The following is a 21,452-nucleotide window of genomic DNA, read 5'->3' on the forward strand; positions in this document are numbered from 1 at the left end:
TTCCGGGCCCAAGGGCTTGGAATAGATGAAAGCCTCATGTAAAGAGCCGCCAGAATTCTTAACTTTGTCCGTCTCCAGGCGGGCAGGACTGGACCCATGCAGACCGTATTGATTGTCATTCATCTCATGATCGTGCTCGCCCTCGTCGGCGTCGTGCTCATCCAGCGCTCGGAAGGCGGCGGCCTCGGCATCGGCGGCGGTTCCGGCTTCATGTCGGCACGCGGCACGGCCAATGCGCTGACGCGCACCACCGCGATCCTTGCGACCCTGTTCTTCATCACCTCGCTCGGCCTCGGCATTCTGACGCGTTACCAAGGCCGCCCGAGCGATATTCTCGACCGCATTCCGGCAACGGGCGGCGGCCAGGGCAACGGCATTCTCGATTCGCTCGGCGGCGGCGCGCAGCCTCCGGCAAGCCAGCCGGCCGGCAACGGCGTTCCGAGCAGCGGCGCGGCAGCGCCTGCACCGCAGGCTCCCGCCGCTCAACCTCCGGCAACTGGCGCTCCGGCAACGACCGCTCCGGCGGCTCCGGCTGCCAGCGAACCTTCAGCGACGGCTCCGGCAACGGCTGCCCCGGCAGCGCCCGCTACTCCGGCCGCGCCGGCACCGGCTCAGCCCGCCGGCGTCCCGACGGGACAGTAAACCGGTCTTCGACATAAACCGCCGGCAGGCCCTTGGGTCTGCCGGTTTTCTTTTGTTCAGATTCCTTCGCCACGCTCCGAAAATTCCGGAAAAGAGTTTTTGGGGCTGGTGGAATCGTTTTTGAAAAGGTATCCGGTGAATCCCATGGCGCGATACGTATTCATCACTGGCGGCGTGGTTTCCTCTCTCGGAAAAGGAATTGCGGCCGCGGCTCTCGGAGCGTTGCTGCAGGCCCGTGGATATCGGGTGCGGCTTCGCAAGCTCGACCCCTATCTGAACGTGGACCCGGGCACGATGAGCCCGACCCAGCACGGCGAGGTCTTCGTCACCGACGACGGCGCGGAAACCGATCTCGATCTCGGCCATTACGAACGCTTCACGGGGCGTTCGGCGACCAAGACCGACAACATCACCACCGGCCGCATCTACAAGAACATCATCGACAAGGAACGGCGCGGCGACTATCTCGGCGCGACGGTGCAGGTCATTCCGCACGTCACCAACGAAATCAAGGATTTCGTCATCGAGGGCAATGACGACTACGACTTCGTCATCTGCGAGATCGGCGGCACGGTCGGCGATATCGAGGCGATGCCGTTCATGGAGGCGATCCGCCAGCTCGGCAACGACCTGCCGCGCGGCACCGCCGTCTACGTCCACCTGACGCTCATGCCCTATATTCCGGCCGCCGGCGAACTCAAGACCAAGCCGACCCAGCATTCGGTCAAGGAATTGCAGGCGCTCGGCATTCATCCCGATATCCTGCTGGTGCGCGCCGACCGCGAAATTCCGGAAGCCGAGCGGCGCAAGCTTTCGCTATTCTGCAACGTGCGCCCGTCGGCCGTCATCCAGGCGCTCGACGTCGCCAATATCTACGACGTGCCGATTGCCTACCACAAGGAAGGCCTTGATGACGAAGTGCTGGCAGCCTTCGGCATCGAGCCGGCGCCGAAGCCGCGTCTCGACCCCTGGGAAGAAGTCTGCAACCGCATCCGCACGCCGGAGGGAGAGGTGACGATCGCGATCGTCGGCAAATATACCGGCCTCAAGGACGCTTATAAATCGCTGATCGAGGCGCTGCATCACGGCGGCATCGCCAATCGTGTCAAGGTCAAGCTCGAATGGATCGAGTCCGAGGTCTTCGAAAAGGAAGATCCGGCGCCCTATCTCGAAAAGGTCCACGGCATCCTCGTGCCCGGCGGCTTCGGCGAACGCGGTTCGGAAGGCAAGATCCACGCAGCCCGCTTCGCCCGCGAGCGCAAGGTGCCGTATTTCGGCATCTGCTTCGGCATGCAGATGGCGGTCATCGAGGCGGCGCGCAATCTCGCCGACGTGTCCGGCGCCTCCTCGACCGAATTCGGCCCGACCAAGGAGCCGGTGGTCGGCCTGATGACCGAATGGGTCAAGGGCAACGAACTGCAGAAGCGCACGGCAGCCGGCGATCTCGGCGGCACGATGCGCCTCGGCGCCTACAAGGCGGCGCTGAAGAAGGGCACGAAGATCTCGGATATCTACGGCTCGACCGACATTTCCGAGCGTCATCGCCACCGCTACGAGGTCAATGTCGACTATAAGGACCGGCTCGAGAGCTGCGGCCTCGTCTTCTCCGGCATGTCGCCGGATGGCGTGCTGCCGGAGACGATCGAATATCCCGATCACCCGTGGTTCATCGGCGTGCAGTACCACCCGGAACTGAAGAGCCGGCCGCTCGACCCGCATCCGCTGTTTGCCAGCTTCATCGAAGCGGCGACGGAACAGAGCCGCCTCGTCTAGCCATGATGGGTATCCAGATCGCGCGATTTCAAGCGCGATCTGGGCAAGTGCTTATGGTGCTCTATATCGCCGGCATGGCCACCCGACGCAGCACGACCGTTTCACGCTTCATCGCCGCGCCGCCTGAGCGTATCTACCGTGCCTTTCTGGATGCCGAGGCGGTTGCCACCTGGCTTCCGCCCGGCTCGATGCGGGGGATCGTCCATGCCTTCGAGGGCAGGGAGGGCGGCGCCTTTAGCATGTCACTCGTCTATCCCGATAACGAGACGTCGCAGCCAGGCAAGACATCCGACAAGACCGACAGGTTCGAGGGCCGTTTCGCACGGCTCGTGCCCGACGAACGGATCGTCTGGGCGACGGCCTTCGAGTCCGACGACGACAGCTTTGCCGGCGAGATGACGGTCAGCACAACATTGTCGCCTGTGAATGGCGGCACCGATGTGACGATGGTCTGCGACGACATACCGGCGGGCATTCGCCTTGAAGACAATGAGGAAGGCTGCCGTTTGACGCTCGGCAACCTCTCCGCTTTCGTTGGCGGTTGATGCGTGGCGGCCGGGCATGCCCCGCCGCCGAGTTTGATCGTCAGGCTGCGGCCGGCAGCGGCCCGATATAGACCGAGCGCGGGCGAATCAGCCGGCCGTCGAGCGCCTGTTCGCGGGCATGCGCCAACCACCCGACCGTGCGGCCGATCGCAAAGACGCCAGTGAAGGCGTCACGCGGGAAGCCGAGCGCTTCGAGCAGCAGCGCAGTGTAGAACTCGACATTGACGTCGAGCGGTCGGTTCGGCTTACGCGCCTTCAGGATTGCCAAGGCGGCGGCTTCCACCGCTTCCGCCAGCGCGCCGCGGGCGGGGTCGACCTGCCCGGTTGATATCAGCGGCTTCAGTGCGCCCTTCAGCGCATCGGCGCGCGGATCGCGGACGCGGTAGATGCGGTGGCCGAAACCCATAAGTCTTTCACCGCGATCGAGCGCTTCGCCGAGCCATTGGCCGGCATTCTCTGCAATTGACACGGAATCCAGCATGTCGAGCACCGGGCCGGGCGCACCGCCATGCAACGGCCCTTTCAGGGCGCTCAGCGCGGCTAGGACTGAAGAGGTGAGGCCGGCCTGCGTCGAGGCAATGACGCGCGATGCGAAGGTCGAGGCGTTGAGGCCGTGATCCGAAATGGTCACGAGGTAGGCGTCGAGTGCGGCCGTCTGCTCCTTGCGCGGCAATTGTCCGGTCAGCATGCGCAGGATATCGGTCGCTTGCGGCAGTGAGGCGTCGGGCGCGATCGGTCTTTCACCGCGCTGGAGGCGCAGAACCGCCGGCAGGAAGACCGCCGGCGCCGCCAAGAGGCTCAGCGCGGTATCGAGATCCTCGCCGTCGGGCAGCCGGGCGATCAGCGCCCGCATCGCATCAACCGGCGGCAGCGTCAGCAGGGTGGCATCGGCGGCCTCGACGTGGTCGAAAACCCGTGTTCGCGCATTCGCCAACCACTCGCGCAATTGCGCTTGATCGAAGCTTCGCTCCATCAGCCCGTCGAGCAGCAATGCGGCGACACCCTCATAGCTGCAGTCTGCAACGAGATGGTCCAGCGAGACGCCGCGGATGATCAGCCGTCCCGCTTCGCCATCGACATCCGAGAGCTGCGTTTCGGCGGCAATGACGTCTTCCAAGCCATTTTTCATGTTGTTTCTCCTTTACCGCCAGGATGATCCGGCCTAGTTTCATTGACGTCAATCTTGACGCTATTGATCAACATGAGGCTCCAATGCCGTGGCTGACCGCCGAGGAGGCGCTGCAGGCGCTGAAGACCAAGCCGCAGACGCTCTACGCCAATGTCAGCCGCGGGCGCATCCGCGCCAAGCCCGATCCCGCCGACCCACGACGCAGCCTCTACCAGGCTGCCGACGTGCAGCGGCTCGCCGAACGCCATGCCGGCCGGCGTAAAGCCGAAACGGTTGCCGCCGAGACGATCCGCTGGGGCGACCCGGTGCTCTCCTCGGCGATCTCCACCATCATCGGCGGACGGCTTTTCTATCGCGGGCGGGATGCCGCCGATTTCGCCGAGACGGCGACGCTCGAACAGACGGCGGCACTGCTCTGGAACGGTGCGGAAGCACTTGCTTCCCGCACTGCGGCTGGACATGCGGCTCCGTCGCTTCAGGCTGCATTCCTAGCGCTGGCAGGGCGAGTGACATCGGATCTGCCGTCGCTCGGCCGCTCGCAGGCAGCCCTGCGACGAGAAGCAAGCGGAGTGCTCTGCACGGTCGCCGATGCGCTGGCGCCAGGGTCTTCGGATAGGCCGCTGCATCTTCGGCTTGCGGAAAGCTGGCAGCGGCCGAATGCCGCCGATTGCCTGCGCCGGGCGCTGGTGCTGCTTGCCGATCACGAACTCAACGCCTCGACCTTCGCGGCACGGGTAACGGCATCTGCGGGCGCTGCCCTCTCGGCCGCCGTGCTTTCCGGCCTTGCGACGCTGACCGGACCTCTGCATGGCGCCGCCTGGCAGGGCGTCAACGCCCTGATCGAGGCGGCTTCAGCTGTTGGAGCGGAGCAGGCGGTTCGCCGCACGCTTGCCCAGGGCTATCGCCTGTCGGCCTTTGGCCATCCGCTCTATCCGGATGGCGATATCAGGGCTCAGGCGCTGCTTTCGCACTTTCTCCTGCCGCAGCCGTTTGCCGAAATCCGGGAAACTGGCGAGGACATGGTCGGTGAGAAGGTCAACGTCGATTTCGTGCTTGCCGCGATGGCCGCTGCCTTCGATCTGCCGCGGGAGGCGCCGATCATCATGTTCTCGCTTGCCCGTTCCACCGGCTGGCTGGCGCATGCGATGGAGCAGATCGACAGCGGCGAATTGATCCGGCCGCGGGCCCGTTATGCCGGGCCGTCGCCCGAAACCACCATCAACCCTTAAGAATTGGTTAGAGAAATATCCGAATTCGGCTATCATGCCGACATGGAAGAAGACGGTTGGCGGGCGCTTTCGAAAATATTGTCCGCACGGTCATGGGGGCTTTCCATGCATACGACCTTTCGCAGCCTGCTTGCCGCCGCACTTGCCGTCGGCCTTTTTCCGCATGGAACGGCCTTGGCGCAGTCTGCCGGCTGCACGATCGCGCGCGACGCCAGCGCCCGCCAGGTGTTCACTTGTCCCGGCGGGGTAAAGATCACGGCGGAGGCGGGTGCTTCCTTCCGCCTTGCCGACCGCAACCGTGATGGCAGCCCCGATTCGGCATCGCTGCGGCGCAAGGCGATCCTCGTCGATGTCGACAGCAGTCAGCATGTCGGCGGTTTCCAGGTAGTGACGCCGCAGGCGATCGCTGCCGTGCGCGGTACCCAATGGGCTGTCGACGTCGCCAGTGGCAAGACTTCGGTGCTTGTCGTCAGAGGCAGCGTCGCCGTCCGCCGGCCGGCCGGCGATCCGGTGGTGCTGTCGCCGGGCGAGGGCGTCGACGTCAGCAGCGGAACGGCCCCCCTCATCGTGCGTCGCTGGCCGGCGCCACGCGCCGCCGCCCTTCTTGCCCGCCTCGGCCAATAATCCATGAACCATCGCCTGCAAACGGTGATCGCGCTGTTGCTCGCCGGTTTTTGGGGGGCCGCGCTCGGCTATGCCAATCTGAACGGCGGAAGCGGCCTGCTCGATCGGATGGAGGCATCGCTTGCCGATATCCGCAGCGTCGTCATCGGGGCGACGCCACCGCCTCCCGTCGTCTCGATCGTTGCGATCGACGACCGCACCGCCGCCGCCTATGGTTATCCGCTTGACCGGGCAACGCTTGCGCGCCTCGTCAGCGCGATCACCGCCTTGAAGCCGAAGGCGCTGGCGCTCGACATTCTGCTCGTCGATCCGGGGCCAGAGGAGGGCGATGCGGCGCTGACGGCGGCCCTTGCAGAGGTCCCAAGCGTGATTGCGGCCGCGGCCACCTTTGCCAGGAGCAGCCAAGAGGTTACCGATGGTGCTAACGATCCGCTTGCCGCTATCCCCGAGGCAAACCAGCTGCTGCTGCCGCTTGCCCGCTTCGCCGAAGCAGCCGCCGTTGGCATCGTCAATGTGGCAACCGACCAAACCGGCACGCCGCGCTTCATTCCGCTGATTTCGCGCGGCGCAGACCGATTGGATCCGGCCTTTCCGCTGCGCGCCGCGTCGGTGGCGCTCGGCGTCGATCCGACCATCGAACGTGATGCCATCATGCTCGGCGCGTTGCGCATTCCCACCGATATCGGCCAGCGCCTGCCGGTGACCTTCTATGGTGGGCGCGGCAGCATCGCCACCTTCAGCGCCGCCGATGCGCTTGACGGCAAGCTTTCGGCGGATGCGGTCGCAGGACGGATCGTCGTCATCGGCTCGACGGTCGCTGGCGGCGGTGACGTCTTCCCGACGCCGTTCGATCCGGTCATGCCCGGCGTCGAGGTGATGTCGACGGCGATCACCCATCTCGTCACCGGCGACGGCATGGTGCGCGATCACAGGATGAGGCTGATCGATGCCGCCACGGCCGTCGGATTGCCGCTGGTGTTCGTCTCGTTGATCGCCTGGCGGCGGAGTGCGGCTGGCTATATCATCATCGTGCTGACGCTGATCGTCTGGGCGCTGCTCAATCTGTCGGCTTTTGCGCATGGCTACTGGCTGAGTGCGGCGCTGCCGATGGCCGCGGCGCTGCCGCCGGCGCTGATTTTCGGTGCCGCCGAGCTCTGGCTCGACCGCGGCCGCGCCCGCCATTTCGCCGAGCAGAGCGCGCGGCTGCAGCGCATCGAAGCGCCGGGCCTTGGCGAGTGGCTGGCGCGGGATCCGAATTTCCTTGCCCAGCCGGTGCGCCAGAACGCGGCCGTCATCTTCATCGATCTCTCGGGTTTCACCGGCCTCAGCGAAAAGCTTGGGCCGGTCAAGGTCAGCGAGGTGCTCAGCGGCTTCTTCGAACTGATCGACGAGGAGGCACGCGCTCACGGCGGCGCCATCACCAGCTTCATGGGCGACGGGGCGATGATCCTGTTCGGCCTGCCGGAGCCTGCCGATGACGATGCCGCCCGCGCCGCTGCCTGCGCCGTCAGCCTGTGCGAGCGCACCCGGGCCTGGCTTCAAGCGCATGCGGGCTTTGCCGAGAAGAAGATCGGCTTCAAGGTCGGCGCCCATTGCGGGCCGATCGTCGCTTCGCGGCTCGGCACCGGCGATCGGCAGCAGATCACGGCAGCGGGCGACACCATCAATGTCGGCAGCCGGCTGATGGAGGTGGCAGCCCTCCATGGCGTCGAGCTGGCGCTGAGCGCCGAAATCGTCCGTGCGGCAGGCCACGACAGCGCGCTGCTGCAGGTCGGCCGGATGGAGGGTCCGTTGGAAACGGCGCTGCGCGGCCGGGCAAGCCATATCGACACCTGGCTGTGGCGCAGCCGCACGCTTTGACAATCGCCGCCGGAGCGGCTAGGAACGGCGCAAATACCCCGCCGGCTGGCTCCGGCCATGGCGCAGTTCGCGCCTGACAGCTCCGAAAGATCGAACTCATGACAGAATTCAACGGCGTCGTTCCGGCGATCGCCAAGGCGTTGCAGAAGCGCGGTTACGCCGAACTCACCCCGGTGCAGAAGGCGATGCTCGATCCCAACCTCGCCGCCTCCGACGCGCTGGTCTCGGCCCAGACCGGTTCGGGCAAGACCGTCGCCTTCGGCCTGGCGCTGGCGCCGACGCTGCTTGAGGGCGGGGAACGCTTCGGCAATGCCGGCGCGCCGCTTGCGCTTGTCATCGCCCCGACGCGCGAACTCGCCCTGCAGGTGAAGCGGGAGCTCGAATGGCTCTATGAGATGACCGGCGCGGTGATCGCCAGCTGTGTCGGCGGCATGGACATCCGCAGCGAGCGCCGCTCGCTCGAACGCGGCGCCCATATCGTCGTCGGCACGCCCGGCCGTCTTTGCGACCATATCCGCCGCAGGGCGCTCGACATGTCGGAACTGAAGGCCGCCGTGCTCGACGAGGCCGACGAGATGCTCGATCTCGGCTTCCGCGAAGATCTGGAATTCATTCTCGATTCGGCGCCGGACGAGCGCCGGACGCTGATGTTTTCGGCAACAGTGCCGGCGGCGATCGCCAAGCTTGCCAAAAGCTATCAGCGCAACGCCGTGCGGATCAGCACCGCGGCTGAGGCAAAACAGCATGTCGATATCGAATATCGCGCGCTGATGGTGGCGCCGAGCGACCGCGAGAATGCGATCATCAACGTGCTGCGTTATTACGAGGCGACCAACGCCATCGTCTTCTGCTCGACGCGCGCTGCCGTCAATCATCTGACCGCGCGCTTCAACAACCGCAATTTCTCCGTCGTAGCGCTTTCCGGCGAGCTGACGCAGAATGAACGCACCCATGCGCTGCAGGCGATGCGTGACGGGCGCGCCCGCGTCTGCATCGCGACCGACGTCGCTGCTCGCGGTATCGATCTGCCGGGTCTCGATCTCGTCATCCATGCCGACCTGCCGACCAATCCGGACACGCTGCTGCACCGCAGCGGCCGCACCGGCCGGGCCGGCCGCAAGGGCATCAGCGCCATGATCGTGCCGCTGAATGCACGGCGCAAGGCTGAGCGCCTGCTTGAGAATGCCGGCATTTCGGCCGCCTGGGCGCGGCCGCCGTCGGCCGAAGAGGTAAATGAGCGCGACGACGAACGGCTGCTTGCCGATCCGATCTTCAGCGAAGCGCCGCAGGAGGAAGAACAGGGGCTGGTGCAGCAGCTGCTTTCCAGCCACGGCGCCGAAAAGCTCGCCGCCGCCTTCCTGCGTCTCTACCGCACTAACCATTCGGCGCCGGAGGACCTGATCGAGGTCACCGTGCAGGACGGGGGCAGCCGCAAGCGTCGCGACAATGCGGAGCCTTACGAGCCGGCGCAGAAGGGACCGCGCGAGGATTTCGGCGCCAGCGTCTGGTTCTCCGTTTCGGTCGGCCGCAAGCAGAATGCCGAGCCGCGCTGGCTGATCCCGATGCTCTGCCGCAACGGCAATGTCACGAAGCGCGAAATCGGCGCGATCAAGATGCAGCCCGAGGAAACCTTCGTGGAGATCGCGGCAGCGAGCGCCGAAAGCTTCCTGGCGGCGATCGGCCCGAACAAGGCGCTCGAACGCGGCATCCGCGTGACCAAGCTCTCCGGCACGCCGGATTTCAGCCGCGCCCCGTCGCCGAAGCCCTACGCCGGCAAGTCGTCGCGTGACGAGCGGCCGGGCGACACGGTCCGCGACGAACGCCCGAAGAACAAGTTCGGCAAGGGTCCGGGTGGCGGGTATGCCGCAGCCGACAATAGCGGCCAGCAAAGACAGGATAGCAAACCCTGGAGCAAGAAGCCCGGCAAGCCCGGCTTCGATGGCCCGAAATTCGACAAGCCGAAATACGACAAGCCGAAATTTGAAGGCGGCAAATCCGAAGGCGCCAAATCCGAACGCCCGAAATACGAGGGCAAGGGTGGCGCCGGGCCGAAGAACAAGTTCTCGAAGAAGAAGCCCGGCTGATTGCGCCGCAGCCCTTCGCCGGTTCAGGCGGAGGGCTTTGTCTGACGGTTGGCCGACAAGCGGATTTTCTCGACAGCGGCATGCCGCATCTCGCGATGAAGAACTATTGAATCGTTGGATTTATAGCCGGACAGGAGCATGACGACGATGAAACGCTCCGACACACCGCGTCCCGATCCGGCCGCCTTCATCCAGGCCAATCTGCCGATCTCACCCGTTCCGGCCATTCCCGAAATCTTGCTGCATACGGCTGGGCCTGTGAGCGGGCTCTGGCGGCTTGCCGGCCGCGAAGAAGGCGATCCAGCGCCCTATTGGGCCTACCCCTGGGCCGGCGGCGCCGTGCTTGCCCGCCATCTGCTCGACCGTCCTGAAGTGGTCGCTGGCCGTCGCGTCCTTGATCTCGGCTCCGGCTCCGGGCTCGTCGCCATCGCGGCGGCCAAGGCCGGAGCTGCCGCGGTCACGGCGGTCGATGTCGATGCCAACGCCATTGCAGCAATCGGTCTCAACGCTGCGGTGAACGGCGTGAACATCCTGGCCGTCGCCGCCGATATCATCGAGGCACCGCCGCCGCAGGAGACAGATATCCTCGCTGTGGGCGATCTGTTCTACGATTCCGCGCTTGCATTGCGGGTGATGGCTTTCCTGCGGCGTTGCCAGGCCTCCGGCATCGAGGTGCTGATCGGCGATCCCAATCGCGCTTACCTGCCGCAGGGCGCACTTCAGCGTATCGCGACGCATGCCGTTGCGGATTTCGGCGCAGGCTCCAGCGGCGGGGCGGTGCAGGCGGGCGTTTTTTCGCTTTCCTGAAGCAGCTGAAAGTCTGAACTATCCCAGAAGGTCCGGCCGCAGCAGCATGACCGGGCAGGGCGCTCCGGGAGGTAGCTCCGGCGCATGCGGCGGGCGGATGATGAGGCAGTCGGCTTGGGCAAATGCCTTCATCATCGAGGAGTCCTGTTTGCCGAAGGGGTCGGCGAGCCAGTTTCCGGCGGCGGATTTTGACAGTTTTGCCCGGATATAGTCCTGACGGTGGTCGTTGGCGCGCAGCGGGGTGGCCGCCTCGACGGTTGTCTCGCGCTGCACCGGCGGCAGGGAGGCGAGTTTGCGGATCAGCGGTTCCAGGAAAAGCAGCGAGCAGACGAGGCTCGAGACCGGATTGCCGGGCAGGCCGAGCACATGGGTCTCGCCGAAGCTGCCGACCATCAGCGGTTTGCCGGGACGCATGGCGATGCGCCAGAAATCCAGTTGCATGCCGGCCTCGATCAGCGTTGCCTGCACCAGATCATGGTCGCCGACCGATGCGCCGCCGAGCGTGACGACGACATCGGCCTTGGCGGCCCGCGCCGTATCGATCGCCGCAGTGATCCTGGCCTTATCGTCCGGCACGATGCCGAGATCAAGCACATCGGCGCCGGCTTTACGGGCAAGGGCTGCAATGCCGAACGTGTTGGAGGCGATGATCTGCGAAGGACCGGGCGTGCTTCCTGGCGGCAGCAGTTCGTCGCCGGTTGCGAGGATGACGATCAGCGGGCGTTTGAGGACCTCGACATCGGGGCGGTTCATGCCGGCAGCGACTGTCAGCCGCGAGAAATCGAGCACGGTGCCAGCCGGCAGCACCGCTTCGCCCTCGGCAAAATCCTGGCCGCGGGGACGCACGTGCTGGCCCTTCCGCACCGGGAAATTGGTTCGGATGCCGCCCTCGATCTTCTCGGCATCCTCTTGCAGCAGGACGCTGTCGGCGCCCGACGGAACCGGAGCGCCGGTGAAGATGCGGACGGTCTCGCCCTTGCCGACGCTTCCTTCAAAGGCATGGCCGGCTGAAGATGTGCCGATGACCTTCAGCACGGCGCCCGGCTCCGGCGCATCGTCACGGCGCAGCGCATAACCATCCATGGCCGAGGCGTTGAAGGGCGGTTGGGTTATCCCGGCCTTGAGATCGACGGCCAGGACGCGGCCTTCGGCCTCGGCGAGCGGCAACCTCTCCGATACCGCGACTGGCCTTGCGCGCGAGAGCAAGCGGCTTAGGGCCTCGGTGACCGGGAGAAGGTTCATCTCGCCTCCGGATGGCGGAAATCGCCCGATTTGCCGCCGGATTTTTCCAGCAACCGGATGCCGCCGATCTCCATCGCCTTGTCGGCCGCCTTGGCCATGTCGTAGATGGTCAGACACGCGACCGAGACGGCTGTCAGCGCCTCCATCTCGACACCGGTCTTGCCGGTCAGTTTGGCGATTGCCGTGACGCGCAGGCCGGGCAGGGCGGCATCTTCCTCGATCTCGACGGTGACCTTGGTCAGCATCAGCGGATGGCAGAGCGGGATGAGATCGGCGGTGCGTTTTGCCGCCATGATGCCGGCAACGCGCGCCGTGCCGATGACATCGCCCTTCTTGGCATTGCCCTCGCGGATCAGTGCCAGCGTTTCCGCCGCCATCTTCACATGGCCCTCGGCCGTGGCGATGCGCACCGTCTCGGCCTTGTCGGAGACATCGACCATATGCGCCTCGCCTGAGGCATCGATATGCGTGAGGCCGGGTTTTCCGCCGCTCATGTCATTCGGCCGCGATGGCGGCTTCACCAAAGAGCAGCGCGCGGGTGGCGGCCGTCACGTTGTCTTTTCGCATCAGGCTTTCGCCGACAAGGAAGGTGCTGATATCGACGGCCTGCAGCCGCTTGCAATCGGCATGGGTGTGGATGCCGCTTTCGCCGATGAGGAGCCGGTCGGCGGGAACCATGGAGGCAAGCGTCTCGCTGACCGTCAGGCTGACCTCGAAAGTCCGCAGATTGCGGTTGTTGATGCCGATAAGCGGCGAGGACAGCTTCAGCGCCCGCTCCATCTCCTCGGCATCGTGCACCTCGACCAGCACATCCATGCCGAGCGAGAAAGCCTCGTCCTGCAGCCGCTCGGCCTCGTCATTAGTCAGCGACGCCATGATCAGCAGAATGCAGTCAGCGCCCCAGGCGCGCGCCTCATGGACCTGATAGGTCTCGAACATGAAATCCTTGCGCAAAGCGGGCAGGGCGCAGGCGTCCCGTGCCGTCGTCAGGAATTCCGGGGCACCCTGAAAGCTCGGCGTGTCGGTCAGCACGGAAAGGCAGGCCGCGCCACCGGCTTCGTAGGCCTTTGCCAGCGACGGCGGATCGAAATCCGGGCGAATGAGGCCCTTGGACGGGCTCGCCTTCTTGATCTCGGCGATCAGACCAAAATTGCCCGCGTCACGCTGGGCAACGAGCGCCTTATAAAAACCACGCGGAGCGGACTGGCCAGCCTGCATCGCCTTCAGGTCGGCAAGCGACATCGCAGCCTTGGCAGCGGCGATTTCCTCGCGCTTGTAAAGTTCGATCTTCTTCAGAATATCGGTCATCGGGCAATCCTAGTCGATATCGTTGGAAACGGCGATGAGTTTGTCGAGGGCAAGCGCGGTGGCGCCGCTATCCAGCGACTGCGCGGCAAGCATCATACCGTCGCGAATCGTTTCGACCTTGCCGGCGATGACCAGCGATGCCGCGGCATTGGCGAGCGAAATATCACGATAGGCGTTCTTGGCGCCGCTGAGCACCTCGCGAAGCGCTGCGGCATTGGCGACGCCATCGCCGCCCCTGATGTCGGCGAGAACGCAAGGGCTGACGCCGAAATCGGCGGGCGACAGCTCGAAGGTGCGGATCTTGCCGGCTTCGAGCGCGGCCACCTTGGTGATGCCTGTCGTGGTGATCTCGTCGAGGCCGTCGCCATGGACCACCCAGACGCATTCGGAGCCGAGATCGCGCATGACTTCGGCAAGCGGCACCAGCCATTGCGGCGAGAAGACGCCGAGCAACTGGCGGCGGACACCAGCCGGACTCGAAAGCGGACCCAGCAGGTTGAAGATGGTGCGGGTGCCGAGTTCGACGCGGGAGGGGCCGACATGGCGCATGGCGGAATGATGAAGCTGCGCGAACATGAAGCCGACGCCGGCCTCGGCGATGCAGCGAGAGATGATCTCAGGGCCGACATCGAGCTTGACGCCGAGTGCGGCGAGATTGTCCGCCGCGCCCGATTTCGAGCTCAGCGCCCGGTTGCCGTGTTTTGCGACGGGGACTCCGGCGCCGGCGACGATGAGCGCCGCCAGCGTCGAGATATTGTAGGTGCCGCTGGCATCGCCGCCGGTGCCGACAATGTCGATCGCATCGGCCGGCGCTTCGACGGTCAGCATCTTCGAGCGCATCGCGGTGACGGCGCCGACGATCTCGTCGACGGTTTCACCGCGCACACGCAGCGCCATCAGGAAGCCGCCGATCTGCGAGGGCGTCGCCTGGCCGGACATCAGGATGTCGAAGGCGGCGCGGGCCTCGTCACGCGTCAGCGGCTCGCGGCTTGCGGCCTTGGCCAGGAACGGCTTCAGATCGGTCATAGGGCCTCCTAACGAAGCGTCGCCTGCTCGGCGAGCGTCTGGTTGATCTGCGCGCCGTACTGCGTCTGCAGCACGTTGACCATCTGATCGAGAATATCGTCGCCGGCGGCGTTGGCCATGGCGGTGATCTGGGCATCGCGGTTGTTCAGCGCGTCGCTAGTCGGCTCGCTGTTGACCTCGGTGACCTTCATCAGGATCTGCGTCGACGGATCGGCGCCGACGGCACTCGCGACCGCATCGACGGGGCCGGAGAAGGCGGCGGTGACGCCGGCGCGGCCAAGCACCGGATCATCGGTGGCGCGGGTGAGGCCGCTCTTGCTTTCGACGGCGATGCCGAGCGGCGTTGCAATATCGGCAAGCGCGGTGCCCTTGGCGGCTTCGGCCTTCAACGCCTCGGCCTTCTTGGCAAGTTCGGCCTTCTGCTGTTCCGCCGTCCAGTCTTCGACCGCCTTTTCGCGCACTTCGGCGACCGGGCGCTCGCGGGTCGGGGTAATTTCGCGGACGTTGAACCAGACATAGCCGTCATTGCCAATCGGCAGCGGCGGCGCATCGACGCCGACCTCGGTCTTGAAGGCTTCGCCGAGCAATTGCTGCTTGACGGGAATATCCTTGACCTCTTTGCCGTCCTTGTCGGCGCCGGTCATATCGACGGCGTCGACGGTCACGGCCTTGAGCTTCAGCTGGCCGGCAATATCCTCAAGCGTGGCGCCGCCGGCGCGCAAATCCTCGATGCGGTCATGAACGTTGATCACTTCCTGCGAAGCGTTGGAAAGCGCCAGCTGCTTGCGGATGTCTTCCTTCACCTCGTCGAAATTCTTGGTGGTTTCCGGCTTGATGTTGGTGATGCGAAGGATGACGGAGCCGAAGGAGCCCTCGACGACAGGTGTCGTGCCGCCGTCCTTCGAAACGGCGAAGGCCGCATCGGCAACGGCCTGGTCGGGAACCTTGTCCTTGGTGAATTCGCCGAGCAGCACGTCGCTTGCCGTCTTGCCCTGGTCGGAGACCAGCTGATCGAAGCTAGTGCCGCTCTTCAGTGCGGTTTCGGCGGCAGCGGCAAGATCCTTGCTGGTGAAGGTCAGCTGTTCGATTGTGCGGCTTTCCGGCGTGCGGTAGGTATCCTTGCTCTTGTCGAAGGCTTCGTGGATCTGGTCGTCGGTGACGGTCGCGGCGTCGGCGATATCGGCGGGCTGCAGCGAGAGATAGACGAGCTTGCGGTATTCAGGCGCCTGGTAGCGCTGCTTGACGCCATCGAACCACGTCGCCAGCACGTCGTCGGCAGGCGCCTTGATCGGCTCGATATTGGCGTTGGTGAGCAGCAGATAGTCGATGCTGCGGCTTTCATTGCCATAGAGCTTCAGAGCGTCGACCAGCGTCTTCGGCGCGGTGAAGCCGTTCGAGATGGCATCGACGACCTGGCTGCGGACAGCGACCTTGCTGCGCTCCTTGATGTAATCGTCCTGGCGGATATTGGCGTTGCGCAGGCGCGAGATGAAGAGTTCTCGGTCAAATTTGCCGTTGACAGCCTTGAAAGCCGGATCGTCGGCGATCAGCTGGGCGAGGCGATCTTCGGACAGGCCGAGGTTCATGTCTTCGGCGAGCTGGTCGAGCGAGGCGCCGGCGACGAGCTGGGAAAGCACCTGCTGCTCGACGCCGAAAGCGCGAGCCTGTTCCGGAGTGAGACGCGTGCCGAACTGCTGGCCGAGACTTGCCACCTGGCGCTGGTAGGCGAGGTGGAATTCGTTGACGTCCACATGCTGATCGCCGACGGTCACGACCGTGGTGCTGTTGCTGCCGGTAATCAGCGACCGGGAGACGCCCCAGATGCCGAACGACGCGACCAGCAGAAGCATCAGCAGCTTGGCGACCCAGGTCTGAGCGGCTCTTCTCAGGATATGGAACATAGAAACGCAAACCTCGCAGTATCATTGAGCCGCGCGCGGGCGGACATTCGACGTTCCTTAGAACAAACCCGACAGGAAATGAAGAGTTTGTCGCGCGAAAAGCTGCGCCGGGCGGCGGTGGCCGCGTGGCGGCCCTGCGGCCAACAAAAGATCGGCTGCGGCGGAACCTTTCGGGCCGCCATTTCGTTGAAGCGGCATCCCATGCAACAGGAGCAGACCATGGCTGAATTGAAAACCGCTTCCGCCGAATCCACCGCTGCACGCGTCAAGGCTGATATGGCAGCAGACGACCTGTCGGCGCAGGTCGCAGCCCTTCGCAACGATCTCTCCCGGCTGACGGAAAGCGTGGTCGCGCTCGGGCAGGGGGCAAAGTCGGCGGTTACCGACGAGGCGTCGTTGATGACGGAGCAACTGCGCGACAAGGTTCGTGAAGAACCGCTCATGGCGCTCGCGGTGACGGCAGGCATCGCCTATGTTTTCGGCCTGTTGAGCCGCCGCTGAAAGACAATTCGAGACAGAGAAAAGCCGGACGCGAAGCGCCCGGCTTTTAACTATGTCTGCGGCAATCAGCGACGGATGACGCGGCCGACGAAAATCAGAATGCAGGCACCGACGAAGCCGGTGATCAGATAACCCAGCCAACCGGCCAGCGGCTGGATGTGCAACAGACCAAGGATCCAGTTGGCAACGATAGCGCCGACGATGCCGAGCAATATGTTCATGAGCAAACCCATATTGCTGCTCATGACCTTTTCCGCCAGCCATCCGGCGATGCCACCGATGATAATGGCTGCAATCCAACCCACGCCTGCGTTTTCCATGGTTATCTCCCTCCTGGCAAAACGAGTCACAGAATGCACGAAACGAAAGGAAGTTCCACTCCCAGTTACGAGATTGCCTGCCGCTTCAGCGACTTATGTGACTTACGGCTGCAGCACGGTAACAGGGGAGTGCAAGGCGTATGAAGCAATCTGGAACAACAGGCCGGCAATGGCAATCATCGCGAAACCTAACGGCATGATCAGGCTTTTGGTAAACATTGTTCCTCTCCCCCTTTGCATAAAGCATAAGCGGAAGCGGACGACGCGCAAGTATATTATTAATGAATAGTTAAGTATGGCATTTAACTAAAATGTATTACATTGGCGAATGCTGAAATACTTGCAGAAATTGAAATGTTGCTTGTCTGTCATTTGAGAGTGCGCGCGCAAGGATCCGGGTCCATCGCGCTCGGCGGTTTGCGGAAGCTGACTGGCGGCAGCAACCTCTATGTCCGGTGGACGACGAGCATGAAGACGAGGAAGGAGGCTGTCGCAACGGTCGCGGCGAAGGCAATCTGATAATCCATGTCGTGAACCCCGGTTGGATGGCTTCCATAAACGCCGGTGGCGCCATTGAGTTCCCGATGCGGTTCGCGCTAAACGCCCGCGGATTGATTTTGCCGGGGATTGCATCATCTTTCCCTGATCGCCATTCCATCCGGGGAAAACTTGATGACAAAAACTGCAATCGCCTTCGCCTGCATTTACCTGCTCACACTTTCCGGCTGCGGCAACACCGCATACGGGCTGAAGAAGGATGGACAGGAGGCGAGCCACGCCATGGACAATGCGACACATCGGGTGCTTTCCGCAGGCGCCAAGAAGTAAGGCGGGCGCCAAGAAGTATGGCGCGGGAAAAAGAATCACGGCGAAAAAAGCCCGCCTGGGGTGAGGCGGGCTGGCAATAACAGGAGGAATGGACGGATAGACGCCGTCTCTGCTAATAATGCACTTCCTTAAGCGCTTGGCTTTACGTCATTCGACGTATCCGCCACCGTTCCAGCAGCAGCCTATACGATCAGGCTTCGGAATCGGATCAGAAGTTGCCCCAGTTCTGGGCGCGGGCACGGGCACGAATAATCCGGTATTCGCGACCGCCATAGAGCGAGCCGATTGTCAGCATAAGCGTCAGAACGTCCCAGATGATATGCATTTTATCCTCTTAGGTTGGACGGGCTCTGCCGTCGATCGGTTGATGCAGAATAGCAATCTTTCGAATGTGCTTATATGACAAGAAATCGGGATAAGCAGGAAGCGGGCAGGGCGCGCCTCACGCGGAGGATAGCCGGCCTATGACGATTTTCTCCGTCCGCCACATCACGTCCTATCGTTACGTCAGGGATGTCGATTTCGGCGAGCATCGCTTGATGTTCCGGCCGCGCGACAGTTTCGACCAGCGGCTGATCGAAGCGTCGTTGGCGATATATCCCGAGGAAAGCCATGTGCGCTGGATCCACGATGTTTTCGGCAATTGCGTGGCGCTCATCGATATTTCGAGGCCGGCGTCCGAGCTTCGTTTCGAAACCTGGATCACGCTCGATCATACGCCCCAGGTTGCCCTCGATCTCAAGGTCGACGATCAGGCGCTGACCTATCCATTCTCCTACGACAAGGACGAGATTGCCGATCTGACGCCGGCGATGCAGCGCCATTATCCCGACCCCAACGACGAGGTCGGACGCTGGGCGCGCCAGTTCGTCCGCCAGGGGCGTCCGACGGAAACCGGGCATATGCTGATGACGCTCTGTTACGCCATTCGCGAAAGCTTCGCTTATGCCCGCCGGATGGAGCACGGAACGCAGACGCCGCTGCAGACTTTGCAGCTTCGCTCCGGCACCTGCAGGGATTTCGCGCTGCTGATGATGGAAGCCGCACGCGTCCTCGGCCTCGCCGCGCGGTTTGTGACGGGCTATGTCTATGTTCCCGACCGGGACGGCTCCACCGTGCTCGGCGGCGGCTCCACCCATGCATGGTGCCAGGTTTACCTTCCCGGCGCCGGCTGGGCGGAGTTCGATCCGACCAACGGGATCGTCGGCAACCGCGATCTCATTCGCGTCGCCGTCGCCCGCGATCCGCGCCAGGCCGTCCCGTTAAGCGGCAGCTATGATGGCGATGGGACGGATTTCGACAGCATGACGGTGCAGGTCAACGTCACCACCAAGTAATCCTCGATTTGAGCGCGGCGACGGTCGCGGCTGCGGGAACCGGGCAGCACGATCGACGTTGCATAGTCACGCCATCTGGGCGGGATGCGAGGACGCCACCATGAAAATACGCGCCGGGTTTCATCTGGGCTATGAATGCATACAGCCGACGCCGATGCTGCTCGCCCTCAACATTCATCCTTCCCGCCGCGCCGATCTTCTCAGCGAGCAGGTGCTGGATTTCGACCGGCCGATCGAGGCCTGGGAATATACCGACGGTTTCGGCAATGCCTGCAGCCGGATCGTCGCCCCGGCTGGAGTGACGACGATTTCCACCGAGTTCGAGATTTACGACAGCGGCCAGCCCGACGTCGTTCCCGACGATGCCGTCCAGCACGCGATCAACGACCTGCCGGACGAGGTGCTCGTCTTCCTGCTCGGCAGCCGCTATTGCGACACCGACAGGCTTGCCGATTTCGCCTGGGCAACCTTTTCATCGACGCCGCTCGGCTGGGCGCGTGTCCAGGCGATCTGCGATTTCGTCCACGACCACATCACCTTCGACTACCTGAAGGCCGACCTGCTGCGGACCGCGCATGGCGGCTTCGTCGACAAGGCAGGTGTCTGCCGCGACTTTGCCCATCTCGCCATCGCGCTTTGCCGATGCATGAATATTCCAGCCCGATATTGCACCGGCTATCTCGGCGATATCGGCGTTCCGATCGATCCCAATCCGATGGATTTCAGCGCCTGGTTCGAGGTCTTTCTCGGCGGCCACTGGCATACGGTCGATGCCCGCCACAACACACCGCGCATCGGCAGGATCCTCATGGGGACCGGCCGCGACGCCACCGACGTCGCAATGTCGACAGCCTTCGGGCCGGCAGTGCTTTGCCGCTTCGAGGTGATCACCGAGGAAGTGCCGCAGGAAGCGGCTGATAAGGCCGATCCTATGCCTTCTTGAGGAATTCCGTTTTCAACACCAGACCCTTGACCTGCTTGGTGTTGCATTCGATCTCGCCGGGATTGTCGGTCAGGCGAATGCCCTTGACCAATGTTCCACGCTTCAGCGTCTCGGAAGTTCCCTTGACCTTGAGGTCCTTGATCAGCGTCACGGAATCGCCGTCATGAAGCTGGCTTCCGTTACTATCCTTTATGATGATGTCGTCGGCCATGATGTTCCCGCCTGATAAATTCGTTCAATGATCTTCGGCGGGTAATCACGTCGACATGGGATAGTCAACTATCACGAACGGATCGATCGTCTGCCCGCGGTGCTCCGTCGCCAGTCGATCACGTCGCCGCGCAGGCATCCCGAACGCAGCCGCGCAGCCAGCGATGGCCCGGATCGGCATCCATCCTCGGATGCCAGAGCAAGGAAAGCGTGATCTCGGGGATCGGAACGGGCAAGGGAAAACTGTGCATTTCCCGGCGCAATGCGCCTGTGTGCCGTTCCGGAACACAGGCGATCAGATCCGAGGCGCGGGCGAGCGCCAGCGCCGTGGAAAAACCGCCGACGATGGTGGCAATCTGGCGTTCGAGCCCGAGCGCATCAAGAGCTTCATCGATCGGTCCCTTGTCGAGCCCGCGCCGCGAGACGGTGATGTGCCGGCCGGCTACATATCGGGCGGGCGTGATCTCGCCCTGGCAGAGCGGATGCCCTATCCTCACCACGCCGACGAAACGGTCGCGGAACAAGGCCTGCGCCCGCAGCTCCGGCCCCATCGTTTCGCCGACGACGCCGGTTTCCAGGTCGACGGTTCCGTCGCGCAACGGGGCGCTGTCCTTATCCGGTTTCTGCACGAAGCGCAGCCGCACGCCCGGCGCTTCACCACCGAGGCGGGCGATCAGATCGGGTCCGAAGGTCTCGGCGAAACCTTCGCTGATGCGCAGCGTGAACGTCCGGACCAACCGTGTGAGATCAAGCGCCTCGGCAGGGCGCAGCACCGCTTGCGCTTCCTCGACGATCCGGCCGACCCGCTCGCGCAGTTCGAGCGCTCGGGGCGTGGGGACGAGGCCGCGGCCGGCGCGCACCAGCAGCGGATCGCCCGTCGTCTCGCGCAGTCGCGCCAGCGCCCGGCTCATGGCCGACGGGCTGAGCCGCAGCCTGTGGGCGGCGCGGGCAACGCTGCCCTCGACGAGCAGCACATCCAGGGTGACGAGCAGGTTGAAATCGGGTGTCGACATGCATCCGATATAACACAGCTTCATATGGCGTCCAACGCACGAATAGAATGCAAATGCTGCGCGTTCCGCCATACCGCGCGGAGGACTATGTTTGCCGGCGGCTCCCTTTCCGGAGCGAGAAAAACGGAGT

General features: G+C 63.9%; 21 protein-coding genes. 12 read left to right on the forward strand and 9 right to left on the reverse strand.

Annotated elements, in window-relative coordinates; all coding sequences use genetic code 11:
* Positions 1–96: 96 nt before the first annotated feature.
* From secG to FHX03_RS09835, 3 genes are all read left to right on the forward strand, one after another.
* Complete coding sequence (gene secG, locus FHX03_RS09825) at positions 97–642, forward strand: preprotein translocase subunit SecG (protein ID WP_183853475.1); 546 nt, start codon at positions 97–99, stop codon at positions 640–642.
* Positions 643–786: 144 nt separating this feature from the next.
* On the forward strand, positions 787–2,415 hold the full coding sequence (locus FHX03_RS09830; protein WP_012557733.1) for a CTP synthase: 1,629 nt from the start codon (positions 787–789) through the stop codon (positions 2,413–2,415).
* 74 nt (positions 2,416–2,489) lie between these two features.
* Positions 2,490–2,960 carry an SRPBCC family protein gene (locus FHX03_RS09835; RefSeq protein WP_097628940.1) on the forward strand — a complete coding sequence of 157 codons (471 nt, stop codon included), beginning with the start codon at positions 2,490–2,492 and terminating at the stop codon, positions 2,958–2,960.
* Positions 2,961–3,000: 40 nt separating this feature from the next.
* Here FHX03_RS09835 and FHX03_RS09840 read toward each other — a convergent pair whose 3' ends face one another.
* On the reverse strand, positions 3,001–4,089 hold the full coding sequence (locus FHX03_RS09840; protein WP_183853476.1) for a citrate synthase/methylcitrate synthase: 1,089 nt from the start codon (positions 4,087–4,089) through the stop codon (positions 3,001–3,003).
* 83 nt (positions 4,090–4,172) lie between these two features.
* Here FHX03_RS09840 and FHX03_RS09845 point away from each other — a divergent pair, with 83 nt between their 5' ends.
* From FHX03_RS09845 to FHX03_RS09865, 5 genes are all read left to right on the forward strand, one after another.
* Positions 4,173–5,318 (forward strand): citrate synthase, encoded by a 1,146-nt coding sequence (locus tag FHX03_RS09845; protein WP_097628841.1) that lies wholly within the window; start codon positions 4,173–4,175, stop codon positions 5,316–5,318.
* A gap of 105 nt (positions 5,319–5,423) precedes the next feature.
* The gene (locus tag FHX03_RS09850) at positions 5,424–5,942 is read left to right on the forward strand and encodes a FecR domain-containing protein (protein WP_097628842.1); all 519 of its coding nucleotides are present in this window, start codon (positions 5,424–5,426) and stop codon (positions 5,940–5,942) included.
* A 3-nt stretch (positions 5,943–5,945) separates the two neighbouring features.
* Positions 5,946–7,802: a CHASE2 domain-containing protein gene (locus FHX03_RS09855; protein WP_097628843.1), complete on the forward strand. Its 1,857-nt coding sequence runs from the start codon at positions 5,946–5,948 to the stop codon at positions 7,800–7,802.
* Between the two features lie 98 nt (positions 7,803–7,900).
* Complete coding sequence (locus FHX03_RS09860; RefSeq protein WP_131710999.1) at positions 7,901–9,886, forward strand: DEAD/DEAH box helicase; 1,986 nt, start codon at positions 7,901–7,903, stop codon at positions 9,884–9,886.
* A gap of 147 nt (positions 9,887–10,033) precedes the next feature.
* Positions 10,034–10,693 (forward strand): class I SAM-dependent methyltransferase, encoded by a 660-nt coding sequence (locus FHX03_RS09865; RefSeq protein WP_097628845.1) that lies wholly within the window; start codon positions 10,034–10,036, stop codon positions 10,691–10,693.
* A gap of 18 nt (positions 10,694–10,711) precedes the next feature.
* On the opposite strand, the gene glp is transcribed toward FHX03_RS09865, so the two are convergent.
* From glp to FHX03_RS09890, 5 genes are read right to left on the reverse strand one after another with little or no spacing between them, the layout of a single operon-like run.
* Positions 10,712–11,935, reverse strand: a complete 1,224-nt coding sequence (gene glp / locus FHX03_RS09870; protein WP_097628846.1) for a gephyrin-like molybdotransferase Glp — start codon at positions 11,933–11,935, stop codon at positions 10,712–10,714.
* On the reverse strand, positions 11,932–12,429 hold the full coding sequence (gene moaC, locus FHX03_RS09875) for a cyclic pyranopterin monophosphate synthase MoaC (RefSeq protein WP_097628847.1): 498 nt from the start codon (positions 12,427–12,429) through the stop codon (positions 11,932–11,934). The genes glp and moaC overlap by 4 nt, the downstream gene beginning before the upstream one ends.
* A 1-nt stretch (position 12,430) precedes the next feature.
* Complete coding sequence (gene trpC / locus FHX03_RS09880; RefSeq protein WP_183853478.1) at positions 12,431–13,243, reverse strand: indole-3-glycerol phosphate synthase TrpC; 813 nt, start codon at positions 13,241–13,243, stop codon at positions 12,431–12,433.
* A gap of 9 nt (positions 13,244–13,252) precedes the next feature.
* Positions 13,253–14,269 carry an anthranilate phosphoribosyltransferase gene (trpD, locus tag FHX03_RS09885; protein ID WP_097628849.1) on the reverse strand — a complete coding sequence of 339 codons (1,017 nt, stop codon included), beginning with the start codon at positions 14,267–14,269 and terminating at the stop codon, positions 13,253–13,255.
* Positions 14,270–14,277: 8 nt separating this feature from the next.
* Positions 14,278–16,170 (reverse strand): peptidylprolyl isomerase, encoded by a 1,893-nt coding sequence (locus FHX03_RS09890; protein WP_131710998.1) that lies wholly within the window; start codon positions 16,168–16,170, stop codon positions 14,278–14,280.
* Positions 16,171–16,389: 219 nt separating this feature from the next.
* On the opposite strand from FHX03_RS09890, the gene FHX03_RS09895 reads away from it, so the two are divergent.
* A complete protein-coding gene (locus FHX03_RS09895; RefSeq protein ID WP_003573046.1) occupies positions 16,390–16,671 on the forward strand; it encodes a hypothetical protein in 282 nt (93 codons plus the stop codon).
* 65 nt (positions 16,672–16,736) lie between these two features.
* Here the strand turns inward: FHX03_RS09895 and FHX03_RS09900 are convergent, their stop codons facing one another.
* Positions 16,737–16,991, reverse strand: coding sequence for a GlsB/YeaQ/YmgE family stress response membrane protein (locus tag FHX03_RS09900; RefSeq protein WP_131710997.1), 255 nt, complete (start codon positions 16,989–16,991; stop codon positions 16,737–16,739).
* 672 nt (positions 16,992–17,663) lie between these two features.
* On the opposite strand from FHX03_RS09900, the gene FHX03_RS09905 reads away from it, so the two are divergent.
* From FHX03_RS09905 to FHX03_RS09915, 3 genes are all read left to right on the forward strand, one after another.
* Positions 17,664–17,819 carry an entericidin gene (locus tag FHX03_RS09905; RefSeq protein ID WP_097628852.1) on the forward strand — a complete coding sequence of 52 codons (156 nt, stop codon included), beginning with the start codon at positions 17,664–17,666 and terminating at the stop codon, positions 17,817–17,819.
* Between the two features lie 464 nt (positions 17,820–18,283).
* Positions 18,284–19,156, forward strand: a complete 873-nt coding sequence (locus tag FHX03_RS09910; protein ID WP_097628853.1) for a transglutaminase N-terminal domain-containing protein — start codon at positions 18,284–18,286, stop codon at positions 19,154–19,156.
* Positions 19,157–19,256: 100 nt separating this feature from the next.
* Complete coding sequence (locus FHX03_RS09915; protein ID WP_097628854.1) at positions 19,257–20,099, forward strand: transglutaminase-like domain-containing protein; 843 nt, start codon at positions 19,257–19,259, stop codon at positions 20,097–20,099.
* On the opposite strand, the gene FHX03_RS09920 is transcribed toward FHX03_RS09915, so the two are convergent.
* Positions 20,086–20,310: an alkylphosphonate utilization protein gene (locus FHX03_RS09920; RefSeq protein ID WP_097628855.1), complete on the reverse strand. Its 225-nt coding sequence runs from the start codon at positions 20,308–20,310 to the stop codon at positions 20,086–20,088. The two genes, FHX03_RS09915 and FHX03_RS09920, sit on opposite strands and share 14 nt — an antisense overlap.
* Positions 20,311–20,428: 118 nt before the next feature.
* Positions 20,429–21,322 (reverse strand): LysR family transcriptional regulator, encoded by an 894-nt coding sequence (locus tag FHX03_RS09925; RefSeq protein ID WP_097628941.1) that lies wholly within the window; start codon positions 21,320–21,322, stop codon positions 20,429–20,431.
* Between the last annotated feature and the right edge of the window lie 130 nt (positions 21,323–21,452).

It is taken from the genome of Rhizobium sp. BK456, assembly GCF_014194045.1.
Lineage (GTDB): Bacteria > Pseudomonadota > Alphaproteobacteria > Rhizobiales > Rhizobiaceae > Rhizobium > Rhizobium redzepovicii.